We start from the raw sequence: 17,057 nt of genomic DNA, 5'->3' as shown, positions 1-17,057 counted from the left end.
CGGTCCTGATCTTGTGACCGCCGTCTCATCGAGGTCCCGGCTCTCCCGGGGCACCCACCTGGGCTACGCCACGGGCTCGATCGCGACGGCCGCGTTCGGCACCGTGCCCGGGCTGCTGCTCCTGTACTACCTGACCGACGTGCTCGGCGTGGCCGCCGGGATCGCCGGCCTCGTGGTCTTCGCACCCAAGGCGTGGGACGTGCTGCTCAACCCCTGGATCGGCAGCCGCTCGGACCGGACGAGCAGTCGCTGGGGGCCCCGCCGACCGTGGATGCTGGCCGGCGGGGTCGCCCTGCCCCCGCTCTTCGTGCTCGTCTTCGCCGGGCCCGGCGCCCCGCCGGCGGCGGCAGCGGCGTGGGTGGCGGTCACCTTCCTGCTCGCCGCCACCGCCTACGGCTGCTTCCAGGTGCCCTACGTGGCCCAGCCGGCCGAGATCACCGATGACCCCGACGAGCGGTCGACGCTGATGTCCTGGCGCGTCGCGGCGCTCGCGCTCGGCATCCTGCTGGCCGGCGCGGGCGCGCCCGCCGTCGTCGACGCCTTCGGCGACGGCCGCGGCGGCTACCTGGCCATGGCGGTGTTCGTCGCGGTCCTGCTCGCCCTCGGGATGCTCGGCGCCGTCGTCGGCACCAGCAACGCGCCGACGCTGACCCGGGTGCGCAGCGAGGGCCGGCTGCTCGCCACGCTCCGGCTGGCGTGGCGGGCGCGACCGTTCCGGGTGCTGCTCACCGGCTTCGTCGTCCAGGCGCTGGGCATCGGGGTCATGCTGGCCGGCGTCCCCTACTTCTCCGAGCAGGTGCTGGGCGACCCCGCCGCCGGGACGCTGCTGTTCGCCGCGCTGGTGGGCCCGGCGATCCTGGTCATGCCGGTGTGGCTGCGGGTCGGCCGCCGGGTCGGCAAGCGCACCGCGCTGCTGGCCGCGTCGCTGCTGTTCGCCTGCGCCGCGGCCGCGCTCGCCGTCGTCCCCGAGGGCGGCACGGACGCGGCGGTCGCACTGGTGGTGCTGGTCGGCATCGGCTACGCGGGGATGCAGATGTTCCCGCTGGCGATGCTCCCCGACGTCATCGCCGTCGACGAGGCGTCCTCCGGCGAGCGCCGGGCGGGGGTGTTCACCGGCGTCTGGACCGCGGCCGAGACCCTCGGCCTGGCCGTCGGCCCCGGCCTGCTCGGGGGGCTGCTCGCGGTCGCCGGCTACGTCTCCTCCACCGGGGACCAGGTCGTCGCGCAGTCCAGCGGCGCCGTCCTCGCCGTCCGGCTCGGCTTCACCGTCGTGCCTGCACTGCTCGTCCTGGCCAGCGTCCCCGTGCTCGCCCGCTACCGGCTCGACGCCGTCCCGACCCAGGAGGTCCCCGCGTGAACCCGACCGAGGTGCTCGCCGAGCTCGCCGCGCTGCAGGCCGGGGACGTGCCCACCCACGGCGGCGCCACCATGGCCTACGTCTACGACTCCGGCCGCGCCGAGGTCGACGAGCTCGCCGCCGCCGCGCAGGCGGCGTTCCAGTGGACCAACGCCCTCGACCCCACCGCCTTCCCCAGCGTGGCCCGCATCGAGAACGACCTCGTCGGCGCCGCGCTCGCGCTGCTCGGCGGCGGTCCGGACGCGGTGGGGACGCTGACCAGCGGCGGCACCGAGAGCTGCGCGCTCGCCGTCCTCGCCGCCCGCGAGCAGTGGCGCGCCCGCGGCGGTTCGGGGCGGCCGCGGCTCCTCCTGCCGGTCACCGCGCACGCGGCCTTCCGCAAGGCCGCGCACCTGTTCGGCGTCGAGGTCGTGGACCTCCCCGTCGATCCGGAGACCTGCCGGGCGGAGCCGTCGGCGGTGGAGCGGCAGCTGGACGAGCGGACGGTCCTGGTGGTCGTCAGCGCGCCCTCCTACCCGCACGGGGTGCTCGACCCGGTGGGCCGGATCGCGGGGCTCGCGGCCGCGGCCGGTGTCCCCTGCCACGTGGACGCCTGCATCGGCGGGTGGGTGCTCCCCTACCTCGACGACGTCCCCGAGCCCTTCGACCTCTCCGTGCCGGGGGTGACGTCGCTGTCGGTCGACCTGCACAAGTACGGCTACGCGCCCAAGGGCGTCTCGGTGCTGCTCACCGCCACCCCGGAGCTGCGGCACGCGCACTGGTTCAGCACCGCCGGCTGGCCGGGATACCCGGTGGTGAACCCGACGCTGGCCGGCACCCGTCCCGCGGGGGCGATGGCGGCCGCCTGGGCGGTGCACCGCTGGCTGGGCACCGACGGGTACCGGGAGCTGGCCCGCCGGGCGCGGGAGGCCGCGCTGCGGCTCGCCGACGGTGCCGCCGCGGTCGACGGTCTCCGGGTGGTCGGCCGGCCGGTCGCGACGCTGGTCGCCCTGGCCACGGACGGCCCCGACGGCGTGGACGTCCTCCACCTCGCCGACGAGATGACGGCGCGCGGCTGGCTGCTGCAGCCGCAGCCGCCCTTCGCCCAGGACGGCGGCGACCTGCCCGCCACCCTGCACCTCACCGTGACGGCGGCCGCCGCCGACCGGGTGGAGGCCCTGCTCGCCGACCTCCGCGACGCCGCGCGCGCCGCCGCCGCGCTGCCCCCACCGGTGCCCGACCCCGGGCTGGTGGCCGCGGCGGCCACGATCGACCCGGCGGCGCTGACGGTCGCCGAGGTCGAGGCGCTGCTGGAGCTGGCGGGGGTCTCCGGCGGATCGCTGCCCGCGCGCATGGCGCCGGTGCACGCCCTCGTCGCCGCGCTCCCCCGGCCGGTCGCCGAGCGGCTGCTCGCCGGCGTGCTGGGCCGGGTCTACCGGCCCACGCTCAGCGGGTGACGCCCTGCTCCCTCGCGCAGGCGGCCACGGCCTCGGCGACGGCGGTCGCGACGCGGCGGTCCAGGGGGCTGGGCACGATGTAGTCGGCCCGCACCTCGTCACCGACGACGCCGGCGATCGCGGTCGCCGCGGCCAGCTTCATCTCCTCGGTGATGCGCCTCGCGCCGGCGTCGATGGCGCCGCGGAAGACGCCGGGGAACGCCAGCACGTTGTTGATCTGGTTGGGCAGGTCGCTGCGGCCGGTGGCGACGACCGCGGCGTATCTCGCCGCCATCTCCGGGTCCACCTCGGGCGTCGGGTTGGCGAGCGAGAAGACGATGCAGTCCTCGGCCATCGACGCGATCGCCGCCTCGGGCACCGATCCCCCGGAGACCCCCAGGTAGACGTCGGCCCCGCGCAGCGCCGACACCATCGAGCCGGCGAAGCCCGAGGCGTTGGTGTTCTCCGCCAGCCAGCGCTTGGTACCGGTCAGCCCCTCCCGACCGGTGTGCAGGACCCCCCGGGAGTCGGCGACGGCGATCTCCCCGACGCCCGCCTCGAGCAGGATCTTGGTGCAGGCGACGCCGGCGGCGCCCGCGCCGGAGACGACCACCCGCAGGTCCCCCAGCTCGCGGCCGACCACCGTCGCGGCGTTGCGCAGCGCGGCGAGGACGACGATCGCCGTCCCGTGCTGGTCGTCGTGCATGACAGGGATGTCGAGGCGCTCGCGCAGCCGCGCCTCGATCTCGAAGCAGCGCGGCGCGCTGATGTCCTCGAGGTTGATCCCCCCGAACGACGGCGCGATCGCCGCCACCGTCTCGACGATCTCGTCGACGTCGGTGGTGGAGAGGACGATCGGCACCGAGGAGAGCCCGGCGAACTCGCTGAAGAGGCAGGCCTTGCCCTCCATGACCGGGAGCGAGGCGACCGGACCGATGTCGCCCAGGCCGAGCACGGCGGTGCCGTCGGAGACGACGGCGACGACGCGGGGCGCCCAGGTGAACCGCCGGGCGAGCTCCGGCTCGGCGGCGATCGCGCTCGACACCCGGGCGACCCCCGGGGTGTACGTGAGGGCGAGGTCGGCGGTGGAGCCGATCGAGCGGGTCGAGGACATCGAGAGCTTGCCGCCCTCGTGCACCGCGAACGCCGGGTCGGAGGCGAACCGGTCGGTGCCGACGTGGTCCCCGGTGGCCGCATTTCCGCTCATGGGCACAGCAGCGTAAACCCGGCCCCACCGCGGTCGGCCGCTGCGGTGCGCACGTGGCGATCCGCTGGCTCGCCGTCCACGACAGGTCCCGCGCTGCTGCCCACGTGGAGCGGTACGCGCAGCTACGCGGGGCCTGAGCCGAGGTCCGGGGGAAGGGCCAGCCGGCCGGGGCGCGGCCACAGCCGCCCCAGCACCCGGCCCACGACGACGGCGGCCCCGAAGGCGCGGCTGTCGTCGGTCAGGAACGGGTTGTCGCCCTCGACCCAGTGCCCGCCGTCGACCGCCCGCCGGGCCCGCTTGACCGTCAGCAGCTCCGGGCGGGCGGGGAAGCGCGCGAGGACGACGTCACCCGGACGGACGTGCCCGCCCGGCGGCACCCGCCGGGCCAGCAGCCGGTCGCCGTCGCGGAGGGTGGGCGACATCGAGGGGCCGCTGACCCGCACCAGGACCCAGGCGCTGGGCAGCGGAGCTGCGATCTCTCCCGAACTGTCGCCGTCGATCACCGCGAGTAGGGTCGCAGACGACACCACCCCACGACACCGGAGGCACCCCCATGCGTCTGTTCCGCATGTTCTCCGCCGTGGAGGCCACCGCGCACTGCGACCTCCCCTGCGGCGTGTACGACCCGGCCCAGGCCCGGATCGAGGCCGAGTCGGTCAAGGCCATCCAGGAGAAGTACCAGGGCAACGAGGACCCGGTCTTCCGCCAGCGGTGCGTCCTGATCAAGGAAGCCCGCGCCGACCTGGTCAAGCACCACCTGTGGGTGCTGTGGACCGACTACTTCAAGCCCCCGCACTTCGAGAAGTACCCGCACCTGCACGAGCTGTTCAACAAGGCCACCAAGCAGGCGGGCGCGGCCGGCGGCAAGGGCAGCATGGACCCCGCCGAGGGTCAGAAGCTGCTCGACTACATCGCCGAGATCGACAAGATCTTCTGGGAGACCAAGGCCGCTGCCTGACCCCCCACCGCCTCGGACGGCGCCGGTCGACACCCGTCGGCCGGCGCCGTCCGTCGTCCGGGGCGCCCCCCGACGGGGTCGCCGGGCGGCCCGGCGCCCGTGGTGAGCAGCACGTTCGCTCCAGGGAGCCGCGGGGCACAGACGATCAGCGGTGGACGAACGAACAGGTTGGTCCACCGCCGACACCAGGAGGCTCTGTGATCGACGTCGGCGCGGTGCTGCAGAAGGTGGAGGCGGCAGCCCCCATCGAGGCCGTCGAGGTGGTCGCCGCCGAGCTGGGCGAGATGGTCGACGCGAGTGCGGTGGCGCTCCTCCTGGCCGACGTCAGCGGACGGGCCGTCGTCCGCCTCACGGCGGCCGGCCGGGTCGAGGGCGCCCGCAGCCACGGCGCGGAGCAGGCCGAGACGCTACCGCTGCCCGGCACGCGGTACGAGCGGGTGCTGCGCACCCAGCTGGCCGACGTCGAGCCGATGGACGACGGGGCCCGGTTGATCGTCCCGGTGACCGATCGGGGCGACGCCATCGGTCTGCTGGAGCTCGACGTCCCGCGGTACCCGTCGAGCGACGAGGTCGCCGACATCAGCAGCGCCGCCCACGCCCTGGCCTACGTGCTCATCGCCGCGCGCCGGCACACCGACGTCTTCGAGTGGGGACAGCGCTCCACGCCCTTCGCGCTCGCCGCGGAGATCCAGCGCCGGCTGCTGCCGGCCTCCTACACCTGCGAGGCGGGCCAGTTCACCCTCGCCGGGTGGCTCGAGCCGGCCAGCTCGGTGGGTGGCGACACCTTCGACTACACGCTGGACCGGCACTTCCTGCAGCTGTCCATCACCGACGCGGTCGGGCACCAGGTCGAGGCCGCGCTCCTGGCGACCCTGCTGGTCGGGGCGCTCCGGAACGGGCGCCGCAGGGGCCTGGACCTGGCGGGCCAGGCTCGGTACGCCAACGAGTCGCTCGCCGAGAGCTTCGACCCGGGGCAGTTCGTCACCGGGCAGCTCCTGCGGGTGGAGCTCGACACCGGTGCCGCGGCGATCGTCAACGCCGGGCACACGCTCCCCCTGCGCCTCCGCGGCGGGCAGGTGACGGAGGTCGAGCTGGCCGTGGAGCCGCCGTTCGGCGTGGTCCCGGGCAGGGCCTTCACCGTGCAGTCCTTCCCGCTCGAGCCCGGCGACCGGATCGTCTTCCTGACCGACGGGATGCTGGAGCGCAACGCCGCCTCCCTCGACGTCGCGGCCGCTCTGGCCGGCAGCGCGGCCCTGCACCCCCGCGAGGTCGTCCAGGAGCTGGGCGCCGCAGTGCTGAGGGCCACCGGCGGTGACCTGCGCGACGACGCCACGATGGTGTGCCTGGACTGGTACGGCGGCCCTCCCCGCGTACGCACCACCGCCTTCGGCGCCGACCCCGACCGCGCCTCCCCGCCCGCCTGACCCGGGCGGTCCAGGGTGGCCCGGTACCGTTCGGACACGATGCGCATCGACCGGGCCGGGTGGCCTTTCATCACCGGACCCCTATTCCCCGCCGCTGCCCTGGGCGTGGCCGGACGCCGACGGGCCGTCTGGCCGTTCCTGGCCGTCTCGGCGTACATGGCGCTGTTCTTCCGCGACCCCGACCGGCGCTGCGACACCGCGCCGCCGTCGCCCGACGAGGTCCTCTCGCCCGCCGACGGCGTGGTGATGGTCGCCGGCGAGCCGCAGGAGGGGGTCGCCCCCGAGGGCGACTGGCAGCAGGTGAGCGTCTTCCTCTCGGTGGTCGACGTGCACGTCAACCGCTCGCCGTACTCCGGGGAGGTCGTGCAGAGCTCCTACACCAAGGGCAGCTTCCTCGCGGCCTACCGCAAGGAGTCGGCGCACCGGAACGAGCGCAGCGAGCTGTGGCTGCGCAACGGCGAGCGCACGGTCGTCTTCCGCCAGATCGTCGGCGTGCTCGCGCGGCGGATCGTCACCCGGACCGGCCCCGGGCAGCACCTCGCCACCGGCCAGCGGATGGGTCTGATGAAGTTCGGCTCCCGCATGGACGTGTTCGTGCCGCGCGAGTGCACGATCACCGTGACCGAGGGGCAGCGCGTGCGCGGCGGCGAGACCGTCATCGCCCGCTGGCCCTCGGCCCGCTGAGGGAGGCTCCGTGCCCAGCTCCGCATCCGGTGAACGCCCGCCCCAGACCCGCCGCACGGCCACCGTGGAGTTCGTCCGGGGCTCGGTCCGGGGCTCCCGGCGCCGGGCGCTGGCGACGCTGCCGAGCCTGTTCACGCTCGCCAACATGCTCTGCGGCTTCGCCGCGATCCTCGTGTCCATCCGGGGCCAGTACACCCTGGCCGCGGTGCTGATCGGCCTGTCGGTGCTGTTCGACATCACCGACGGCGCCGTCGCCCGCCTGGTCGGGGCGGTGACGCCCTTCGGCCTGCAGTTCGACTCGCTGGCCGACCTCGTCTCCTTCGGCCTGGCCCCGGCGCTGCTGGCCTTCACCCTCTTCTCCGAGGGCCGCGACGAGTGGGACCCGCTGGGCTGGGTCGTCTGCTTCCTGTGGGTGGCGTGCGCGGCGATCCGGCTGGCGCGCTTCAACACCACGATCGACCCGACCGCCGACAAGCGGTACTTCACCGGCATGCCCAGCCCCGGTGCAGCGGGGGTCGTGCTGGCCTCGGTGTTCGCCTTCGGCGACGACATGCAGGGCCGCGACCGGCTCTGGGTGCTGCTCGTCGTCGCCGTCCCGGCGGTGCTGATGGTGACCAACATCCGGTTCCGCTCCTTCCGGTCGCTGGTCAGCCCCAGGAGCGGGCGCCCCTACGGGCTGGTCGCCACCGCCGTGCTGCTGGTGATCGGCTTCGCGGTGGCCCCCGTCGTGACCGGCTGCGTGCTCGCCTACGGCTACCTGCTCGCCCCCGTGCTGGTGCCGGTGCTCTCGCCGCTGAGCCGGCTGGTGCCGGACCGCCTGAAGGAGGCGCTGTCGTGAGCGGACAGGGACGTGAGCATCGCCGCAGGCTGGAGGCACCTCCCGCTTGCGGGGGACAGCGACCGAGGAGCGGAGCGTCCCGCGGTAGCGAACGGGGGCTGTCGTGAGCGTGCGGCCGATCCGACCCGAGGACGTGCCCGCCGTCGTCGGCCTGGTGCGGGAGCTCGCCGAGTACGAGAAGGCCCTGCACGAGGTGCGGCTCACCGAGGAGCAGCTCACCGCCTGCCTTTTCGGCGACTCCCCCGCCCTCTTCGGCCACGTCGCCGAGGTCGGGGGCGAGGTGGTCGGCACCGCGCTGTGGTTCCTCAACTTCTCGACCTGGCGGGGCACCCACGGCATCTACCTCGAGGACCTCTACGTGCAGCCCCGGCACCGGGGCACGGGCCTCGGCAGGGAGCTGCTGCGGACGCTCGCCCAGGTCTGCGTCGACCGCGGCTACTCGCGGCTGGAGTGGTCCGTCCTGGACTGGAACACCCCGTCGATCGCGTTCTACGCGGCCGCCGGCGCCGTCCCCATGGACGAGTGGACCGTCTTCCGCCTGACCGACGACGCGCTCGCGTCGTTCGCCTCGGATGACCGATCGGGACCGCGCCGCTAGCGTTCTCCCCGTGACCACCGAGCGCGGACCGATCGAGTGCTGGCTGACCGACATGGACGGCGTCCTCGTCCACGAGGGGAACGCCCTGCCCGGGGCCAAGGAGTTCCTCGACCGGCTGGTCGAGCGGCGGCGGCGCTTCCTCGTCCTGACCAACAACTCCATCTTCACGCCGCGCGACCTGGCGGCCCGGCTGAGCCGCAGCGGCCTGCTGGTCCCCGAGCAGGCGATCTGGACCTCGGCGCTGGCGACGGCGGACTTCCTCACCACGCAGCTGCCGGGCGGCTCGGCGTACGTCATCGGTGAGGCCGGGCTCACCACGGCGCTCTACGAGGCGGGCTACACCCTCACCGACACCGACCCCGACTACGTCGTCCTCGGCGAGACGCGCACGTACTCCTTCGAGGCGATCACCCGGGCGATCCGGCTGGTGGGCAACGGCGCCCGGTTCATCGCGACCAACCCCGACGTCACCGGCCCCTCCCCCGAGGGCCCGCTCCCGGCGACCGGTTCGGTGGCCGCGATGATCACCGCGGCGACCGGCGCGAAGCCCTACTTCGTCGGGAAGCCCAACCCGATGATGTTCCGGAGCGCGATGAACCGGATCGAGGCCCATTCGGAGTCCACGATGATGATCGGGGACCGGATGGACACCGACGTCGTCGCCGGCATCGAGGCCGGCCTGGAGACGGTGCTGGTGCTCTCCGGCTCCACCGCGGCGAGCGAGGTCAGCCGCTTCCCGTTCCGGCCGAGCCGGGTCTGCGACTCGATCGCCGACGTGATCGACCTGGTGTGAGCGGGCCGGTCCTCGCTCAGCTGTCCTCGTAGGCCAGCCGCGAGTCGGGGGCGGCCAGCAGGTAGAGCACCGCGACCACCATCGCGAGGATCGGCAGCCCGATCAGCGGCTGCTGGGCCGAGAAGGCGAAGGTGAAGCCGGTCAGCCCCAGGAACAGCTGCAGGGCGATCACCGGCGCGCGGGCCCAGGCAGCCACCCGCCAGAGCCCGCGCGCGCCGGCGAGGAGCACCCCCGCGGCCAGCGTCGCCAGCACCACCTCGGCGAGGGCCCGGGCGACGCTGTCCGGGTCGCCGGTCAGCGTGAGGTAGAGCAGCACCAGCGCGAGGACGCCGAGGATCGCCCCCTCCAGGGCCACCACGAGCGCCGCCCGGCGCAACGACGGCGGCGCGTGCGTCACCGGCCCGGCGGGGCGCGGCGCGGGCTGCGCCGCCGTGGCGCCGAACAGCCGGTCGGCGAGGCGACGGGGCGGCGGGGTGGGCGTGCCGCAGTCCTCGGTCACGACGGCGAGACTACGCGGCCGGCCGTCCCCCCCGGTCCGCACCGGCTCCCTCCCCCGTGCGCCGCGACCCGCTGGTTAGCCTGGCGGCATGCGCGCGCTCGTGGTGGTCAACCCTGCGGCGACGACGACCACCGCCAAGACGCGCAACGTGCTGGTGGGCGCGCTGGCCAGCGAGCTCAAGGTCGACGTCGCCGAGACCACGCACCGCGGGCACGGCCGGGAACTCGGCGCCCGGGCCACCGCCGACGGCATCGACGTGGTCGTCGCGCTGGGCGGCGACGGCACCGTCAACGAGGTGGTCGACGGCCTGCTCGCCGACGGACCCGGACCGGGTGTGCCCGCGCTGGCCGTGGTGCCCGGCGGGTCGACCAACGTCTTCTCCCGGGCGCTGGGCCGCTCGCGGGACCCGGTGGAGGCGACGGCGGAGATCCTCGCCTCGTTGCGCGCGGGGCGGACCCGCTCGGTGTCGCTCGGCACCGCGAGCGCCACCGGCACCAGCACCGCGGCGGTGACCGGGGTCGCGCCGGCGGCGGCCGAGGCGGTCGCCCGGGCCGAGGCCGACGCCGACGGCCCGGGGTGGAGCGCCCCCCGGTGGTTCGTGTTCGCCGCCGGCTTCGGGTTCGACGCCGAGGTGATCGCCCGGGTCGAGGCCCACCGGTCCCGGGGGCGGCGGTCGACCGGCGCGCTGTACGTCCGGGAGGGGACGAACGCGTTCCTCTTCGGCCGGGAGCGGCGCCGCCCGGCCATGACCGTCCACGTGCCGGGAGAACCGCCCGTCGAAGGGCTGTTCCTCTGCCTGGTGTCCAACGTCAGCCCCTGGACCTACCTGGGCGCCCGGCCGGTGAACCCGACGCCGCAGGCGTCCTTCGACAGCGGGCTGGACGTCTTCGCCCTCGGCCGCACCACCACCGGGCGGATGCTGCGCGCCCTGCGCCAGACCATGCGCCCGGAGCCGGACCTGCGTGGGCGCGGCCTGCACCGGTGGCACGACCTCCAGCAGCTCACCGTGACCGCCGTCCGGCCGCAGGGATGGCAGGTCGACGGCGACCACCTGGGCACCGCCACGGGGGTCCGGATCCGGAACGTCCCCGACGCGCTGCGCGTCATCGCGTGACACACCTTTCTTGAGCATCCGCGCGACGTTTTCCTCCTGCCGGGTGGCGGGCCTAGCACGGCCGTGGTGAGGTTGCTCACGCGGGGGTCAGCGTCGACCCCGAATCGCTTGACAGGCGTCCGGCACGTGAAAACATCGCTGCTGGAACGCAACCTGCCGGTAACAAAGCAGATAGTCGCTGCCGCCGTGGCGCTGGGTGACCGGTGTGGGGCTCGGCGATGGCCGACCGAGCACATGCGACTGACGTACCGACCGCAGACGACATCGAGGAGTACAACGCCATGGACTGGCGCCACCGCGCGCTCTGCCGGGACGAGGACCCGGAGCTGTTCTTCCCGATCGGGACGACCGGCCCCGCGCTCGTCCAGATCGAGCAGGCCAAGGCCGTGTGCCAGCGCTGCCCGGTGGTCTCGTCGTGCCTGGACTGGGCCCTGCGCTCCGGCCAGGACTCCGGTGTCTGGGGTGGGCTCTCCGAGGACGAGCGGCGCGCGCTGAAGCGGCGCCAGGCTCGCACCCGGGTCACCACCGCCTGACGACCGGGCACGACCGCGCCGCCGGCACACCCGGCGGCGACCGCACCACCGCTGTCGCACCGACCGCCACGAGGCCGGTCCGGGACCTCCCGGGCCGGCCTCGGCGGCGTCCGGGGCCGGTGCGGGTCAGCGGCGCGGCCAGGCGCTCCCGGGCAGCGTCAGCACGACCTCGGTACCCGACCGGCCCTCCAGCGGGCCCATCGCCAGGCTCCCGCCCAGCTCGCTGATGACCAGTGTGCGGACGATCTGCAGGCCCAGCCCGTCGCTCGCCGCGGGGTCGAAGTCGGGGGGCAGCCCCTGGCCGTCGTCGCGGACCAGCACCCGCAGGTCGTCCCCGTCCCGCTCGGCGACCAGCTCGATCACGCCCGGCTCCCCCTCGGGGAAGGCGTGCTCCGCCGCGTTGTGCAGCAGCTCGGTCACCGCGAGGACCAGCGGGGTCGCCGCCACCGCGGGGAGCTCCCCGAACGAGCCGGTCCGCCGCGTGCGGGCCGCCGGCCCCACGCTCGTCAGGTCGCCGAGCATCGGGAGCACCTGGTCCAGGACGTCGTCGACGTCGACGACGTCCTCCCGGCTGCCCGCGAGGGTCTCGTGGACCACGGCGATCGAGGTCACCCGGCGCACCGACTCCTCCAGCGCCGCCCGGGCCGCGGGCTCGGTCATCCTGCGGGCCTGCAGACGCAGCAGCGCCGCGACCGTCTGCAGGTTGTTCTTCACCCGGTGGTGGATCTCCCGGATGGTCGCGTCCTTGGTGAGCAGCGCCCGGTCCCGCCGCCGCACGTCGGTCACGTCGCGGACCAGCACCAGCGCGCCGTGCTCGGCGCCGGGTGGCTCCAGCGGCAGGGCCCGCAGCAGCAGCGTCGCGCTGGCGCCCTCGACGTCCACGGGGTCGAGGTGGCGCCCGCCGAGCGCCGCGGTGATGCCCGCGGCCGCCGCCTCCCCCGCGACGCGGTCGGTGACCGCGCGGCACGTCACCTCCGCGAGGACGGCCCCGGCGAGGTCGCCGACCACGCCGATGCGGCGGTACGCGGAGAGGGCGTTCGGGCTGGCATAGGTCACCCGCCCGGCCTTGTCCAGGCGGACCAGCCCGTCCCCGACGCGCGGGCTCATCTCCGCGTCCTGCAGCTTGGCCGGCGGGAAGGTCCCCGCCGACACCATGAGGCAGAGGTCGGCGGCGATGTCGAGGTAGGTGAGCTCGAGCGTGGACGGCGACCTCGTCACCGCGAGGTTGGTCTCCTTGGCCAGCACCGCGACGCCGACGCCCTCGTGCCGCACCGGGATGACCTCGCGGCGGCGCGGCGTGGGGCCCGACCAGTCGGGGTCCCCGTCGGTCACTGGCCGGCCCTCGCGGAGCGCCACGACGAACGGGCCCGCGGTCTCGGCGCCCACCTCGACGCCGACCATGTCCTCCGGCCGGCTGGTCGGTGCGGTGAGCGGCCGGACCTGGGCCACGCACCACCACGACCCCGAGGACAGCGGCACCCACAGCGTGAGGTCGGCGAAGGCCAGGTCGGCGAGCAGTTGCCAGTCGGCCACCAGGCGCCGCGCGTGGTCGATCTTCGCGGGGCTCGACGCCGTTCCGCGGGTGAGGCGCTCGGAGAGGCTGCTCATGGTGGCCCGAGCCTAGGACGCGGCCCGGGCCCCGCCCCCGGCGGGCGAGGGGGACGCCGTCCGGTCCCTAGCCTGGTGCCCGTGCTCTCCCTCCCCGCCGTGCGCATCGAGCCGGCCGTCCCCGCCGACCACGACCGGATCGCCGCGCTGACCGTGCAGGTATACGTCGACGGCGGGCTGGCGTCGGCGGGCTACGCGGCCGAACTGGCCGACGTCGCCGGTCGCGCCCGGGTGGCCGACCTGCTGGTCGCCCGGGACGGGGCCGGCCGGCTGGTCGGCAGCGTGGCGTTCGTGCCGGGCGGCGAGTTCGGCGAGGTGCTCGAGTCCCCCGACGAGGCCGGGTTCCGCATGCTGGTGGTCGACCCGCGGGCGCAGGGGCGCGGGGTCGGCGCGGCTCTGGTGGAGGAGTGCCTCGCCCGGGCCCGCGCGGCCGGCCGGCGGCGCGTGGTCATCTCCACCGGCACCCGCATGACCGCGGCGCACCGGCTGTACGAGCGGCTGGGCTTCACCCGCCTGCCGGAGCGGGACTGGACGCCCGTCCCCGGCATCGACCTGCTGGTCTACGCCCGCGAGGTGTGAGGCCCCGTCCAGGGGACCGGTCCCGAGCCTGCGTGCGGTGGAGGGGCGGGGTCCTTCCTCAGGACTGGGCGACGATCGCGATGAGGTCGCCCTCCTGCAGCACCTCGCCCTCCACCACGTGGAGCTCCTGCACGGTGCCCGCGTGCTCGCTGAGCACGGGGATCTCCATCTTCATGGACTCCAGGATCACCAGCGTGTCACCGGCGGACACCTGCGCACCTGGCTGCACGAGCACCTTCCAGACACTGGAGACCATCTCCGCGTGGATCTCCTCCACCGCCACCGGTACCTCCCGCGCCCGTCCGACCGTGAGGGCCCATCCAAGCACGCGGCGCGGACGTCAGGACGCCGGGACGGCACGACCCTCGGCGAGCCGGCTGAGCACCGCGCACACCTCCGACCCGTCGTGCGGCACGCCGGTCTCCGGCAGACCGGAGAGCGCCGACCGGACGAGGCCGGCGGCCGCGGCCACGTCGTCCGCCCCGGCGCTGACGGTGGCCAGCAACGCGTCGTACCAGCCGTCCAGCCGGTCGCCGGGGTCGTAGCCGCTGACCGCGGCGAGTTCGGCACCGCCCTCGGCCACCGGGGCCCGGCCGGATCCCGGAAGGCGACCGCTGATCCGCCCGGCGGTCCCCGGCGGCAGCGTGGACCGCAGCTGCGCGACCACCGCCGCCCGGGGCGCGGGGCGGGCGTCGGGGCCCGGGTCGTCGTCCCGGGGGCCGGCCGCGCTGCGCAGCGCGAGCTCGACGGCGTCCACGCCGTGCGACCGCTCGAGCACCGCCATGTCCAGCGAGAAGCCGGCGGCGACCTCGGCCAGCTCGCCGTCGGGCGCGATCCCGACGGTGACCGGCCCCCGCCAGCCGACCTCGGCGAGGCGGTGCGCCGCCACCGGGAGCCGGCCGGGCTCGCGGGGGGTCCAGGACACCCGCGCGATGCCCGCGGCGCGGTCCCGGGCCACCGGGGTGGTGAACCGCAACCCTTCGGCGGTCACCCAGGCCAGGAAGCCACGCTCGCTGGCCGGCTCCACGCCGTCCCCGCCCAGCCGCTCGAGAACCTCCGGGTCGGGGCCGGCCCAGCGCAGCCCCGCACCGATGACCGCGCCGGCCAGGCGGGCGTTGCCGGCGAGCGCCGGCGGAACGGGCAGCACCGTGTCCGCGCCGCGGCGCCGGGCCGCCTCGACGATGCGGTCGACGGCCAGGTAGGACTCCGCGGCCGGCGCGGGACCCAGCAGCACACCGTCGTCGGCCAGGCGGACGTGCCGGGCCGAGCGCTCCGTCTCGCTGTGCACCGCCACGGCCTTGAGACCGAGCCGCTGGCACGCGCGGATCGCGGCGCACCCCGCCGGCCCCCGTCCGGCGACGAGGACGGTCTCGATCCCCAGCTGCGGCACTGCTGCTCCTCCTGCGCTCGCCCTGCCCAGCGCACGGCCGGGACCTCCCGTGAGAGGCTTGTCGGGTCAGCTTGGCGGGTCCATCGGCGCCGCGCACCCCGCGTGCGCCGGTCACGGGCCCCGCACCGACCCTGGGCCGCCCGGCCCACCAGCAGTATGAGAGGAGGGCAGCGATGTCCAAGCGCGGACGCAAGCGTCGCTCCCGCAAGGGGAACAAGGCCAACCACGGCAAGCGCCCCAACGCCTGAAAGGACCCCCTGCCCCCCGTCGCTCGCACGCTCGCGCCGGGACCCTGCAGGGGGCCATGTGCCAGAGGCCCAGAACCCGTCGGGTTCTGGGCCTCTGGCGTCTGCAGGTGCTAGGCGATCGGGCGCTCCTGCGAGCGCTCGATCGTCAACCGCTCGACGCTGACCTGGGTGCCGTCCTCCTCGAAGGAGACGCTGGTCAGCTGCATCTTGATCCGGTCCCGAAGGCCCGTCGGCGGCTTGTCGCCCCCGCACCGCCGGCGCACCAGCGCCTTGAACTCCTGCTCGATGCCGAACTGGCGCAGGCAGGGGGAGCACTCGTCGAGGTGCTCGGCGATGACGCCACGGCGCTCGTCGGAGGTCTCGTGGTCGAGGAACTCGAAGACGTGGGTGAGGACGTCGTCGCACGAGTTGATGTCGAGGGGCTCGCCGGCCCCGTGCTCGTCGCTCACGGGCGGGTCGCCTCCTCACCGGCCCCGGCGCGGACGAATCCGCGCTCGCGGGCGTAGTCGGCCAGCAGCTTCTGCAGCCCGCGTCGGCCGCGGTGCAGCCGGGACATCACCGTGCCGATGGGCGTGCCCATGATCTCGGCGATCTCCTTGTAGGCGAAGCCCTCGACGTCGGCCAGGTAGACCGCCAGCCGGAAGTCCTCCGGGAGCTGCTGCAGCGCTTCCTTGATGTCGGAGTCGGGCAGGTGGTCCAGCGCCTCGATCTCGGCCGACCGCAGGCCGGAGGAGGTGTGCTCCTCGGCGGCGTACAGCTGCCAGTCCTGCACCTGGTCGGTGGGGTACTGCTGCGGCTGCCGCTGCTTCTTGCGGTAGCTGTTGATGTAGGTGTTCGTGAGGATCCGGTACAGCCACGCCTTGAGGTTCGTGCCCTCGGCGAACTGGTGGAACGCGGAGTAGGCCTTGACGAACGTCTCCTGCACCAGGTCCTCGGCGTCGGCCGGGTTGCGGGTCATCCGCAGGGCCGCCGGGTAGAGCTGGTCCAGGAAGGGCAGCGCGTCCCGCTCGAACCGGGCGTCCCGCTCGGCGCGGGTCTCGGCGAGCTCGGTGCGGCTGCCGCCCTCCCGCGCCTCCGGCACCTCCGCCGGGGTCACCTCGGGCAGCTGACCGGTGTTCTCGACCGCGGACTCCTCAGGCACCGACCGTCCTCTCTGGGGCCCCCGGACGCGGGGCGCCACATCGGTCGATCCTAGCCGCGCGGCGTCCGGACGGCCCGGGGGACGTCGGTGCGCGGCCCTGGCGCGAGGGGGGGAGAGGGTGCTGCTCACGGCCGGTCCAACGGCGCCGCCCGCCGACCGCATTCCCGGGCGACGGATCTCGCTAGGCTCCCCCGCCGTGGCGGCAACCCCGGCGGTGCGGGTCCTCGAGCAGGCGAAGGTGGCCCACTCCCTGCACCCCTACGACCCTGAGCACCCGTCGGACCAGGGGCACGGCGAGGCGGCGGTGGCCGCGCTGGGCGCCGATCCCCACCAGGTGTTCAAGACGCTGGTCACCCGCGTCGACGGCGCGCTCACCGTGGCGGTCGTGCCGGTCAGCGGCACCCTGGACCTCAAGGCGCTGGCGGCGGCCGCCGGCGGGCGGAGAGCAGCGATGGCCGAGCCGGCCGACGCGGAGCGCGCCACCGGCTACGTGCTGGGCGGCATCAGCCCGCTGGGCCAGCGCAAGCTGCTGCCCACCGTGGTGGACTCCTCGGCGCTGGACTTCCCCACCGTGCTGGTCAGCGCCGGCAAGCGCGGGCTGCAGCTGGAGCTGCCCCCGGCCGAGCTGGTGCGCCTGACCCGGGCCCGGACGGCTGCGATCGGGCGCTGAG

21 protein-coding genes are annotated in these 17,057 nt (G+C 74.9%); 13 read left to right on the top strand and 8 right to left on the bottom strand.

Going from position 1 to position 17,057, the window contains the following annotated elements; all coding sequences use genetic code 11:
* Positions 1-13: 13 nt before the first annotated feature.
* Together ACI794_RS01230 and ACI794_RS01225 are read left to right on the top strand one after the other, a co-directional pair.
* A complete protein-coding gene (locus tag ACI794_RS01230) occupies positions 14-1,357 on the top strand; it encodes an MFS transporter (protein WP_456602114.1) in 1,344 nt (447 codons plus the stop codon).
* Positions 1,354-2,793 (top strand): pyridoxal phosphate-dependent decarboxylase family protein, encoded by a 1,440-nt coding sequence (locus tag ACI794_RS01225; protein WP_456615509.1) that lies wholly within the window; start codon positions 1,354-1,356, stop codon positions 2,791-2,793. The genes ACI794_RS01230 and ACI794_RS01225 overlap by 4 nt, the downstream gene beginning before the upstream one ends.
* Here the strand turns inward: ACI794_RS01225 and ACI794_RS01220 are convergent.
* Positions 2,783-3,979: an NAD(P)-dependent malic enzyme gene (locus tag ACI794_RS01220; RefSeq protein ID WP_456602112.1), complete on the bottom strand. Its 1,197-nt coding sequence runs from the start codon at positions 3,977-3,979 to the stop codon at positions 2,783-2,785. The two genes, ACI794_RS01225 and ACI794_RS01220, sit on opposite strands and share 11 nt — an antisense overlap.
* Positions 3,980-4,101: 122 nt before the next feature.
* Positions 4,102-4,482, bottom strand: coding sequence for a S26 family signal peptidase (locus ACI794_RS01215; protein WP_456602111.1), 381 nt, complete (start codon positions 4,480-4,482; stop codon positions 4,102-4,104).
* A 50-nt stretch (positions 4,483-4,532) separates the two neighbouring features.
* Here ACI794_RS01215 and sodN point away from each other — a divergent pair, with 50 nt between their 5' ends.
* The 6 genes from sodN (at position 4,533) to ACI794_RS01185 (ending at position 9,274) form a co-directional block, all read left to right on the top strand.
* The gene (sodN, locus tag ACI794_RS01210) at positions 4,533-4,937 is read left to right on the top strand and encodes a superoxide dismutase, Ni (RefSeq protein WP_456579203.1); all 405 of its coding nucleotides are present in this window, start codon (positions 4,533-4,535) and stop codon (positions 4,935-4,937) included.
* 197 nt (positions 4,938-5,134) lie between these two features.
* Positions 5,135-6,361: a PP2C family protein-serine/threonine phosphatase gene (locus ACI794_RS01205; RefSeq protein WP_456602110.1), complete on the top strand. Its 1,227-nt coding sequence runs from the start codon at positions 5,135-5,137 to the stop codon at positions 6,359-6,361.
* Between the two features lie 39 nt (positions 6,362-6,400).
* A complete protein-coding gene (locus ACI794_RS01200; protein ID WP_456602109.1) occupies positions 6,401-7,045 on the top strand; it encodes a phosphatidylserine decarboxylase in 645 nt (214 codons plus the stop codon).
* A gap of 10 nt (positions 7,046-7,055) precedes the next feature.
* Positions 7,056-7,883, top strand: a complete 828-nt coding sequence (gene pssA / locus ACI794_RS01195; RefSeq protein ID WP_456579206.1) for a CDP-diacylglycerol--serine O-phosphatidyltransferase — start codon at positions 7,056-7,058, stop codon at positions 7,881-7,883.
* A gap of 103 nt (positions 7,884-7,986) precedes the next feature.
* A complete protein-coding gene (locus ACI794_RS01190; RefSeq protein ID WP_456602108.1) occupies positions 7,987-8,481 on the top strand; it encodes an N-acetyltransferase family protein in 495 nt (164 codons plus the stop codon).
* A 10-nt stretch (positions 8,482-8,491) separates the two neighbouring features.
* Positions 8,492-9,274, top strand: coding sequence for an HAD-IIA family hydrolase (locus ACI794_RS01185; RefSeq protein ID WP_456602107.1), 783 nt, complete (start codon positions 8,492-8,494; stop codon positions 9,272-9,274).
* Between the two features lie 16 nt (positions 9,275-9,290).
* On the opposite strand, the gene ACI794_RS01180 is transcribed toward ACI794_RS01185, so the two are convergent.
* Complete coding sequence (locus ACI794_RS01180; protein WP_456602106.1) at positions 9,291-9,773, bottom strand: hypothetical protein; 483 nt, start codon at positions 9,771-9,773, stop codon at positions 9,291-9,293.
* 88 nt (positions 9,774-9,861) lie between these two features.
* On the opposite strand from ACI794_RS01180, the gene ACI794_RS01175 reads away from it, so the two are divergent.
* The gene (locus tag ACI794_RS01175) at positions 9,862-10,887 is read left to right on the top strand and encodes a diacylglycerol/lipid kinase family protein (protein ID WP_456602105.1); all 1,026 of its coding nucleotides are present in this window, start codon (positions 9,862-9,864) and stop codon (positions 10,885-10,887) included.
* Between the two features lie 281 nt (positions 10,888-11,168).
* A complete protein-coding gene (locus tag ACI794_RS01170) occupies positions 11,169-11,420 on the top strand; it encodes a WhiB family transcriptional regulator (protein WP_456602104.1) in 252 nt (83 codons plus the stop codon).
* A gap of 126 nt (positions 11,421-11,546) precedes the next feature.
* Here the strand turns inward: ACI794_RS01170 and ACI794_RS01165 are convergent, their stop codons facing one another.
* A complete protein-coding gene (locus tag ACI794_RS01165) occupies positions 11,547-13,028 on the bottom strand; it encodes a sensor histidine kinase (protein ID WP_456615508.1) in 1,482 nt (493 codons plus the stop codon).
* An 81-nt stretch (positions 13,029-13,109) separates the two neighbouring features.
* On the opposite strand from ACI794_RS01165, the gene ACI794_RS01160 reads away from it, so the two are divergent.
* Positions 13,110-13,607 carry a GNAT family N-acetyltransferase gene (locus ACI794_RS01160; RefSeq protein WP_456602102.1) on the top strand — a complete coding sequence of 166 codons (498 nt, stop codon included), beginning with the start codon at positions 13,110-13,112 and terminating at the stop codon, positions 13,605-13,607.
* A 58-nt stretch (positions 13,608-13,665) separates the two neighbouring features.
* On the opposite strand, the gene ACI794_RS01155 is transcribed toward ACI794_RS01160, so the two are convergent.
* Complete coding sequence (locus tag ACI794_RS01155; RefSeq protein WP_456602101.1) at positions 13,666-13,890, bottom strand: biotin/lipoyl-binding carrier protein; 225 nt, start codon at positions 13,888-13,890, stop codon at positions 13,666-13,668.
* A gap of 57 nt (positions 13,891-13,947) precedes the next feature.
* Complete coding sequence (locus tag ACI794_RS01150) at positions 13,948-14,997, bottom strand: biotin carboxylase N-terminal domain-containing protein (RefSeq protein ID WP_456602100.1); 1,050 nt, start codon at positions 14,995-14,997, stop codon at positions 13,948-13,950.
* A gap of 173 nt (positions 14,998-15,170) precedes the next feature.
* Here ACI794_RS01150 and ACI794_RS01145 point away from each other — a divergent pair, with 173 nt between their 5' ends.
* The gene (locus ACI794_RS01145) at positions 15,171-15,245 is read left to right on the top strand and encodes a 50S ribosomal protein bL37 (RefSeq protein WP_014377707.1); all 75 of its coding nucleotides are present in this window, start codon (positions 15,171-15,173) and stop codon (positions 15,243-15,245) included.
* 110 nt (positions 15,246-15,355) lie between these two features.
* Here the strand turns inward: ACI794_RS01145 and rsrA are convergent, their stop codons facing one another.
* Both rsrA and ACI794_RS01135 read right to left on the bottom strand, forming a co-directional pair.
* Positions 15,356-15,694 carry a mycothiol system anti-sigma-R factor gene (rsrA, locus tag ACI794_RS01140; protein WP_456602099.1) on the bottom strand — a complete coding sequence of 113 codons (339 nt, stop codon included), beginning with the start codon at positions 15,692-15,694 and terminating at the stop codon, positions 15,356-15,358.
* On the bottom strand, positions 15,691-16,386 hold the full coding sequence (locus ACI794_RS01135) for a sigma-70 family RNA polymerase sigma factor (protein WP_456579217.1): 696 nt from the start codon (positions 16,384-16,386) through the stop codon (positions 15,691-15,693). Before ACI794_RS01135 ends, rsrA begins: the two co-directional genes overlap by 4 nt.
* A gap of 196 nt (positions 16,387-16,582) precedes the next feature.
* Here ACI794_RS01135 and ybaK point away from each other — a divergent pair, with 196 nt between their 5' ends.
* Positions 16,583-17,056, top strand: coding sequence for a Cys-tRNA(Pro) deacylase (gene ybaK, locus ACI794_RS01130; protein WP_456602098.1), 474 nt, complete (start codon positions 16,583-16,585; stop codon positions 17,054-17,056).
* The last annotated feature ends 1 nt before the right edge of the window (position 17,057 follow it).

Source organism: Blastococcus sp. SYSU DS0541 (assembly GCF_054050875.1).
Note: the sequence above shows the minus strand (reverse complement) of the source record. Positions and strands in the feature narration are given on the sequence as shown.